General features: G+C 43.8%; 3 protein-coding genes and 1 pseudogene. 1 reads left to right on the top strand and 3 read right to left on the bottom strand.

Features of this window, described 5'->3' with window-relative positions:
- Nucleotides 1-106 precede the first annotated feature (106 nt).
- Nucleotides 107-319, bottom strand: coding sequence for a hypothetical protein (locus Q0200_RS06880; protein WP_297939467.1), 213 nt, complete (start codon nt 317-319; stop codon nt 107-109).
- A 470-nt stretch (nt 320-789) separates the two neighbouring features.
- On the opposite strand from Q0200_RS06880, the gene Q0200_RS06875 reads away from it, so the two are divergent.
- Nucleotides 790-990 (top strand): TolC family protein, encoded by a 201-nt coding sequence (locus Q0200_RS06875; protein WP_297939464.1) that lies wholly within the window; start codon nt 790-792, stop codon nt 988-990.
- Nucleotides 991-1,283: 293 nt separating this feature from the next.
- Here Q0200_RS06875 and lon read toward each other — a convergent pair whose 3' ends face one another.
- Nucleotides 1,284-3,710 (bottom strand): endopeptidase La, encoded by a 2,427-nt coding sequence (gene lon / locus Q0200_RS06870; RefSeq protein WP_297939461.1) that lies wholly within the window; start codon nt 3,708-3,710, stop codon nt 1,284-1,286.
- Between the two features lie 9 nt (nt 3,711-3,719).
- Nucleotides 3,720-4,140: pseudogene (bamD, locus tag Q0200_RS06865) on the bottom strand (outer membrane protein assembly factor BamD); the annotation flags it as partial.

The raw sequence follows: 4,140 nt of genomic DNA, 5'->3' as shown, positions 1-4,140 counted from the left end.
CCTTGTGCATTTTGTCCAAGAAAGATATTTAAACCAGGATGAAAATGAATATCTGCTTCTTCATAATTACGAAAATGTTGAATTTGTAAGTTTTTTAACCACATATTTAAATACCTGGGAAGCGGATAGGAGCTTTTTTATTAGATTTATTGGCTTTTTGATTTGCTGTTGCTGGTTTACTTTTTTTGATACTTTTGTTCATTTCTTTTACAAGAGCGCCGACTCGTCTTTTTTCTAAAAGCTCTTTTTCTAAATTTTCATCATTTTGGAATTTTAAATTTTCAATATCGATTTCTAAATTTTCTTTTAGTTTTTCCAAATTTTATCCTTTTTACAAAATTTCATCGTAAATTCAATCTCAGTCAGTATCATTGATACTGAATTTTATGAATTCACAAATTTAAACTTGCTATTACTTTTAAATTCATGCAATATGTTTTAAAAAATACATACAAAAGCAAAAACCATAAAATATAATGGGATAGATAGTAAATTGTTGGAATAAAAAGTAGGAAAGTATGGAATAAATAGCATAAAAGAATAAGAAATAAAAGTTACAAAGTAATCCTGATTCACTCCTGGCTCCCTGCATCTCACCCCACCTAAATTCAAGTTCCCATATTTTACCCTTGCCTGTCTTAAACTGCATTTAAGCTACAATCACTCTTTATTTTTAAAATATTATTGATTGTTAGGTATTTTTAATGCCTTATTAAGACTCATTGTGATTAAATTTAGGCCTAGATTTCAGGGTAGTTAGGAAAGTAGAGTTTGCGAAGGATATCTTTTTTGTTTTTTATTGTTTACTTATTTGGTGTGCCCTTATCCGCCAAATCCGTATCCTTCTCCTCCCTCTCTAAATCCCTAGAATCCACAAACCCCTCCATCCTATCTTCCAAGCTTCAAACCCTGCTAGCAAACGAAGAGATAAACGCGGCTAAATCAAGCCTATATCCCAGGCTAAGCCTAAGCGCAAATAGCGAATACTAAGAAATACGCACACTCAATAAAACTTAAGTAAATTTTAGCGGCGATTTCACTCTATTGTTTGTAAAGCGTCTTGTTGATTTTAGCAAAGCACGATATAGTCTTTACAGTTATTGCATGCAAACTCTGTTTCACCATACTCTCTAATTTTAAAAATATCGGTAAAATCATGGCGTTTGTGCTATACAAAAATTTTAACTTTTCTTGATCCTAAATGAAATTTTAATCGTAAATTGATGATATTAAAGTAGAAATTCAGCCCCGCTACCGAGGCTAAATTTAATCAAATTTCATAGTTATTTTGTGACGAACGCATTTTCTAGCACGTCTTCGATGACGTCCACGGGGATGATTTGCATGTCTTTTTTGACGTCTTGCGGGATATCCCCCAGATCTCGTTCATAGTTTTTGCGCGGTATCAGAGCGGTTTTGATACCGGCCTTATGCGCGGCTATGAGCTTTTCTTTTAGTCCGCCGATAGGTAGCACGCGGCCGCTGAGCGTGATCTCGCCCGTCATTGCCACGTCGCTTCGCACTTTGGTATCCGTTAGGATCGAGGCGATCGCCGTCACCATCGTGATACCGGCACTCGGCCCGTCCTTTGGCGTGGCGCCCTCTGGCACGTGGATATGCAGATCGTAGCGGCGATATACTTCGCTAGGGCTCAGCTCTTTTTTCACACCGTCTTTGACGTCGTCAGGTAGGCTCGGGATGATTTTGGTCGGCACTTTTATCTTTTTAGCGTCGATCAATACCTTAACGAGGCTAAATGCTATATACGCACTCTCTTTCATCACGTCGCCCAAAGAGCCGGTGATCTGCAGACTGCCCTTGCCCTGTATGCGGATAGCTTCGATCTTTAGCACGTCGCCGCCCACGCTCGTCCACGCCAACCCGTTTACCTGGCCGATCTGCGGCTTTTTGTCGGCATGCTCGATCTCAAAGACCTTTTTTTCTAAAAACTCGTTCAAATTTTTACTCGTCACGGTTATCTTTTGCGCCTCGCCCTCGAGCAGCCTTTTTGCCGCCTTTCTAAAGATATCCGCCAGACGGCGACGCAGATTTCGCACCCCGCTTTCTCGCGTATAGTCTGAGATGATGAGGCTTAGTACGTCTTTGCCCAGAGTTACTTCGCTCGGCTTTAGGCCGTGTTTTTTGAGCTCTTGAGGGATTAGATATTTTTTAGCGATCTCAAATTTTTCCTGCGGCGTATATGAGCTAAGCTCGATAAACTCCATCCTATCGCGAAGCGCTGGCGGTATGGCGCTCACGTCGTTTGCCGTCGCGACGAAAACGACCTTACTCAGGTCGATATTAAAATTTAAATAATAATCCCTAAATTTGTTATTTTGCTCAGGGTCTAGGATCTCCAGCAGTACCGCCGTCGGATCGCCGCGAAAGCTCCTACCGACCTTATCGATCTCGTCTAGCACGATGACGGGGTTCATCTGTTTTGCTTCGATGAGCCCCTGCACGATGCGACCGGGCATCGCGCCTATGTAGGTGCGGCGGTGTCCGCGTAGCTCGTTTACGTCCTCAAGACCGCCCAGTGCCACGCGCACTAGCTCGCGCTTTAGCGCCCTTGCTATGGAGTTTGCCAGGCTCGTTTTACCGACGCCCGGAGGCCCCGCAAAGCATAGTATCGCTCCGTTATTTACCTTGCCCGCGACGCCTCGCAGTTGCAAAAGCTCGCGCAGAGCAAAATACTCCTCTATCCTATCTTTTGGTCTTTCAAGCCCGTAGTGATCGGCATTTAACTGCTTTGCGACCTCTTGTACGCTTAGTTTTTTGTTGGCCAGGTTTTCAAACGGCACCTCCACGACCCAGTCGAGGTAGCTTTGCGTCGTGTTGGCATCGGCGGAGTCTGGATGCATGCGCGATAATTTGTCGATTTGCTTTTTTATCTCCTTATACGCGTCCTCGCCCATAAATTTTTTCTTAGCTTCCAGCTTCTTACGGTACTCCTCGATCTCCTCTTCGCGGCTCGTATCGGAGCCGAGCTCTTGCTGGATCTGCTTTAGCTGCTCTTTTAGAAAATACTCCTTATTTACCTTATCGATCCTTGAATGGACTTTGTTTTTTATCTCGCGCTGAAGCTTGTTTGCCTCGATCTCCTCGATGACGTAGTCGATAAGTTTTAGTAGCTTTTGCTCCAAATTTTCCTCGATGAAAAACTCGTACGCCGTCTTTTTCTTTAGCCTTAGCGAGCTTAAAATCAAATCGCAAACGCGGCTAGGTTCGGCGCTCTCCTCTATCGTTTTTAAAAGATCCGGCGGAAAAAAGTGGCTAAGCGCGGCCAGATCTCGCACCTTTTCGCGAAGTACGGTTAGTAGCGCGTCGCTTTTGGTATTTTCGGGTCTTTTTTCGTGCAGTACGTCTACGACGGCTTGCAGCGGTTTTGAGGATACTTTTGAGACTATGCGACCCTTGCTCGTGCCTTGAAATAAAATTTTTACTCTGCCGTCCGGTAGCGGCACCCGCCTCATCACGGTGCCTATGACGCCGGCATCGTAGATGGAGTCAAATTCTCGTGCGCCTTCGTTTTGTGCTTTCGTCGGCACGACGAGGATTGGACTCTGCGACTCGAGAGCCAAATTTAGCGCCTCTATATTTTCATCATCACTCAAAAAAAGCGGCGTGATCATAAAAGGATATAAAAACAGCTCATCCTCGACGATAACTGCTAATTGTGATGGGAACATTTTTGATTCGTAAATTTGCAAATTCAGCTCCTATTCAAACATTTTTCTATACCAAGGAAGCTGCGGAAGCACGATGTTTGCGTCATTTAGCGGCGAGGCTTGCACCTTTTCTTTATAAATTTGCGCCGACTCGTCCCTGCCCGTGCGCTCGTAAAGATCGGCTATCTGCACGTCCAGGTTGTAAATCGCGAGCTTAAATTTAACCAGCATAGTTTCGATCAGCGGGCGATACTGCGTGTTTGGGTAGATGTAGAGAAATTTTTCTATCTCGGCAATACTGTCTTGCATTAGCTTTTGGTTTCGATTGGGTTGCGAGAACGAGTCAAAATTCGCTTTTATCTTTAGATACTGCGCAAATTAGCTCCTAGGGCCACCGTCGCCGTATCTTTTGAGGTATTCATCGAGGTAAAAATTCGCCATCAGATACTCTTCGTCGTTAGCGTGAGCTTGA

This window comes from uncultured Campylobacter sp., assembly GCF_938045225.1.
GTDB lineage: Bacteria > Campylobacterota > Campylobacteria > Campylobacterales > Campylobacteraceae > Campylobacter_A.
Note: the sequence above shows the minus strand (reverse complement) of the source record. Positions and strands in the feature narration are given on the sequence as shown.